Origin of the sequence: Frankia sp. AiPs1 (assembly GCF_023716945.1) — a bacterium.
Taxonomy (GTDB): Bacteria; Actinomycetota; Actinomycetes; order Frankiales; family Frankiaceae; genus Frankia.
Genome location: NZ_JAMQQF010000598.1, coordinates 1 through 3,590, shown reverse-complemented (window position 1 = coordinate 3,590; position 3,590 = coordinate 1). Strand labels below are relative to the sequence as shown.

Annotated in this window: 3 protein-coding genes; 1 reads left to right on the top strand and 2 read right to left on the bottom strand. The window is 73.3% G+C overall.

Going from position 1 to position 3,590, the window contains the following annotated elements; all coding sequences use genetic code 11:
• Window positions 1–47: 47 nt before the first annotated feature.
• Together ND748_RS28025 and ND748_RS34305 are read right to left on the bottom strand one after the other, a co-directional pair.
• Complete coding sequence (locus tag ND748_RS28025; protein WP_251749199.1) at window positions 48–2,642, bottom strand: hypothetical protein; 2,595 nt, start codon at window positions 2,640–2,642, stop codon at window positions 48–50.
• A gap of 32 nt (window positions 2,643–2,674) precedes the next feature.
• Window positions 2,675–2,800 (bottom strand): hypothetical protein, encoded by a 126-nt coding sequence (locus ND748_RS34305; protein WP_285902811.1) that lies wholly within the window; start codon window positions 2,798–2,800, stop codon window positions 2,675–2,677.
• A 397-nt stretch (window positions 2,801–3,197) separates the two neighbouring features.
• Between ND748_RS34305 and ND748_RS28020 the strand changes: the two genes are divergently transcribed.
• Window positions 3,198–3,590, top strand: a 393-nt coding sequence (locus ND748_RS28020; RefSeq protein WP_251749198.1) for a type III-B CRISPR-associated protein Cas10/Cmr2, incomplete at its 3' end; no start/stop codon positions are given.

Here is a 3,590-nt window from a genome sequence, read left to right as displayed (position 1 = left end):
GCGACCGGCCGCCGGGCCGGGCCGCGCCGAGGGGCGGCGCAGCGCCGTCAGGCGGGCGGGCGGGTCGCGTCCGACAGTTCGGTTGCGAGCGCGACCAGACCCGTCAGGCGGCGAGTCAGGTCGTCGGCGTCGACGAGCGTCAGGCCGGGATAGGCCTTGTTCAGCTGGCGGGTGAGCTCCTCCTCGACGAACTCGAAGATCGGCGCGATCTCCGCCGTGCTGCGCGCCCTGATGTCCGTGGGCTTCGGGTCCTGCCTTTCGTCGATGCCATGGGAGAGCGGGTGCTTGTTGCGGTGGCGCTGCAGGCCGCCGAGGACGACCTCCGGCCGCGTCGCCCCCCCGGTCCGGCCGGATCCGCGCACGTCCGGGGGCATGCCCGAGGGCTTGTCGTCCGACGTCCGCATGCCCTCCCACGGCGCGAGCGTCGGCCACTGCTGGAGCCTGCCGCTGGGCCTGGTTGGCGCGGCGGCGACCGGAACCCAGCCGAGCCGTCCGGACAGCACGACCCGGCCGATGCCGGGCACGTCACAGGTGTCGCCGTTGTGCCGGCAGGGCGGCATGCGGAAGGTGTGATCGAGGATGCTGGCGGCCAGGTAGGCGGCGTCCCAGGGATGCCGGTCGACGATCGTCCGGCACAGCCGTAGGCGGGCGACCGCGAAGGCGATCTCCGCCGGCGAGGTGTGGGTGGTCGTGCCGTGCTCGCCCGGCGCGAGGTCGACGATGCCGTTGAAGTCCCGTTGCAGGGAGGCGATGCCGGCCGCGAGGTGGGTCAGCCGCGACGAACCCCGCCGGGCCAGATCGTGGGCAAGGCCCAGGTCCAGATCGCCCAGCGCGGTGGACGCCAACCTGGCCAGCAGCCGGTCCTGGCCAAGCGCGGCCAGCGGCCGGCCGGCCTCGGTCGGCTGAGAATCGTCCGGACGTGAGCCGATCGGCGGCGGTGCCGGCAGGGTCGCCGGTTCCCGGTCGAGGGGCAGCTCGATGACCCGCAACGGAACCCCAAGGTGGATCGACCACCGGACGGCCGCCAGCATGGCGCCGATGGCCAGCGCCTTGAAGCCGAGCGGCAGCAGCACGGCCACCTCGTCGACAAGGTCGGCCTCGATGCCGGCGGGGTCGTCTCGGTCTGCGGCGATCGCGCGGAACATCTTCTCGGCGTAGTCGACGACCGTGCTGGGCTGGATGTACTCGATGGTGCGGGCGTCCCCACCGGTTGGAACCCGTCGATAGCGGACGCCGTCGATGTCGTCCGCGTCGGGAACCTCCGGGCCGGCGAACTCGACGAGGATGCTTTCGCGGCACCGCAGTTCAGCCCGCCCGCGGTCGAGGACCCGCTGGTCGTCCGCCACAAGACGCGACGCCGCGGAACGGCGGACCCGCAGCAGCAGGACCCGGCGCTGCGCGGGCGGCGGATCAAGGACCGGCCAGGCCGGAAAGTCGGCCAGCGGCGCGCTGGCATGCTCCTCGTCGACCCAGAGCTGCGCGCGGGCGCGGATCTGCGCGGGCAGGTAGGTGACCGCGTGCAGCCCGCCGTGGCTGGCGGAGACGATCCCGCGATACCACTCGACGACGTCCTCGGTGAGCAGCGCGTACAGCGGGTCGTCGGGGGTCGTGACGTCGTCGGGGGCGAGCGGCAGCCGGTCCTCCCTCGGGAAGCCCAACATGCGGCGTGCCTTCGCCCGACGCCCGTCGGCCGCGGACGCGGGTTCGCCCGCTCTGGGCTCGGTGAGGGCGTCGACGAGGTCGGAGAACCAGATCCGGGCCGCCGCACCGTCGGTGACCTCTCCGCGGGCCAGGCCGCCGAAGAACGACGACTCGACCGCCCGCCGCAGCACCTCCAGCGGGGTTCGGGGTTCGGGATCATCGGCGGTGCCGGCAAACGGCCAGACCTGAAGGCTCGTCGGGTCGCCGGCCTTCTTCGGGACCGTCGGGTAGTCCCGCAGCAGCGCGCGCACGTCGATGGACTGCCGCTCGTGCAGGCGTTGCCACGGCGCGCCGTCGGCGTCTCCCACGAGCTGGGCGAGGGCGCCGTAGTAGCGGTGCCGGACGAGCCAGCGCCGCAGGTCGTCGACGGTGACGTCGTGATACGGCGAGATCTCCCGGCCGTCGGCGTCCGCTGCCCGCAGGAGCACCCGCCGGCCGCGGACCAGCAGCTCGTACAGCACGCCGAGCAGGATGCCGGTCGCTCCGGAGCCGAGCAGCACCGTCCAGTCGGCCGCCTCGGCCAACTCGGCCGGCGTCAGATCATCGAGAGCGGCGGCGAGGCCGGACCGCGCCTGCGTCACGGTCGGTTCGAGCAGGGGGATAACCCGTGGCCGGTCGGCGAGCGTCACGGCGTCGCCGAGGTAGGCCGCCACCTTCTCGGCGATCGGCATGGTGTCGCGGTGGTCACCGCCGTTGGTCGCGAGCAGGATGACGCGAGGGCGGGGCACGAGGGTGCGCAGGTGCCGGGCGAGGGCGCCGGTGGGGTTGGCCGCGAAGAACGCCCCGCGGTCGTCGCCGGTCAGGTGCTCCAGCCGGGCCAGGTTCGACGTCGCCTCGGCCGCCAGCGTCTCCGGCGACTTGTGTTGTGACCGGCCGGCCGGCTGGCGGACGTTGATGTCGGCCTCTCCGACGACGTGGACCAGCGTCCGATACGTCCGCACATCTTCCCCTCCGGTCGATGTGGGTCCGTCGGTCACGCCGCCACCAGTGCCAGTGCCGCCGCCAGTGCCGGTGCCAGTCGCTCGGGCTCCGAAGGCGGCGTCGGGGTCACCGGCTTGGCCAGCAGCAGCCGGGCGACGCGGTCCCCTTGGGCCAGCATGATCTGCAACATCAACCGAGCGTCGCCAGGTCGGAAGGGGCGCCGCGGTGGTGGGGCGTCGCCGGGGCTCCACACAGCCGGTGTTTCAGGGGACATACGCAGCAGCCTGACGGACTGGCCGGGGCGTTGAGGAGTCGGCACACTGCCGAGTTTCTCGGCTTAGGTTGCAGGATCTGCCACCCCGGACCGGCGCGTGGGGGGCGTCAGGATGCCTGGTTCGACGGCCATGGGAGAGTCGTCCGCGATCGGCGTCAATGCGATGAGTGACCCACCCGGTGCGGGGGGTCGTTGTTCTGTCTCGCGGTTCCTCCACGGTCACGGCAGTGGTGCGGGCGACGTGGTTTCCGGCAGGACGTGGGTTTCCGGCAGGGCGTGGTTTCCGGCAGGAGGAGGTCAGGTGTCGACGAGTGCAGGGGGGAGCGGCGGGCACGCCGCCGTCGAGGCGAAGGGGCCGCCCGCCGAACCCAAGCCCGCGACTGCGGGTTCGGGCTCGGACGCGGGCGGCTCGGAGGCCGGTGACCTGGTCGTCGTGACGATCCCCGGGGTGCAGCAGTTCATCGGCGAGGCGCGCACGACCGCGGATCTGTACGCGGCGAGCCGGATCATGTCGCTGCTCACGGCCCGGATGGCCGCCGTCGCGGCCGAACTCGGCACGCTGGTTCTGCCCGCGATTCCGCCGCTGTCCGTGCCCGACGACCCGGTGCGGGCGGGCATGACGGAGCGCTCCGCCGCTGGGCTGCCCAACCGGGCCGTCGCCTTCGCCGAGGCCGGCGGGGGCGGCCGGCTCGCC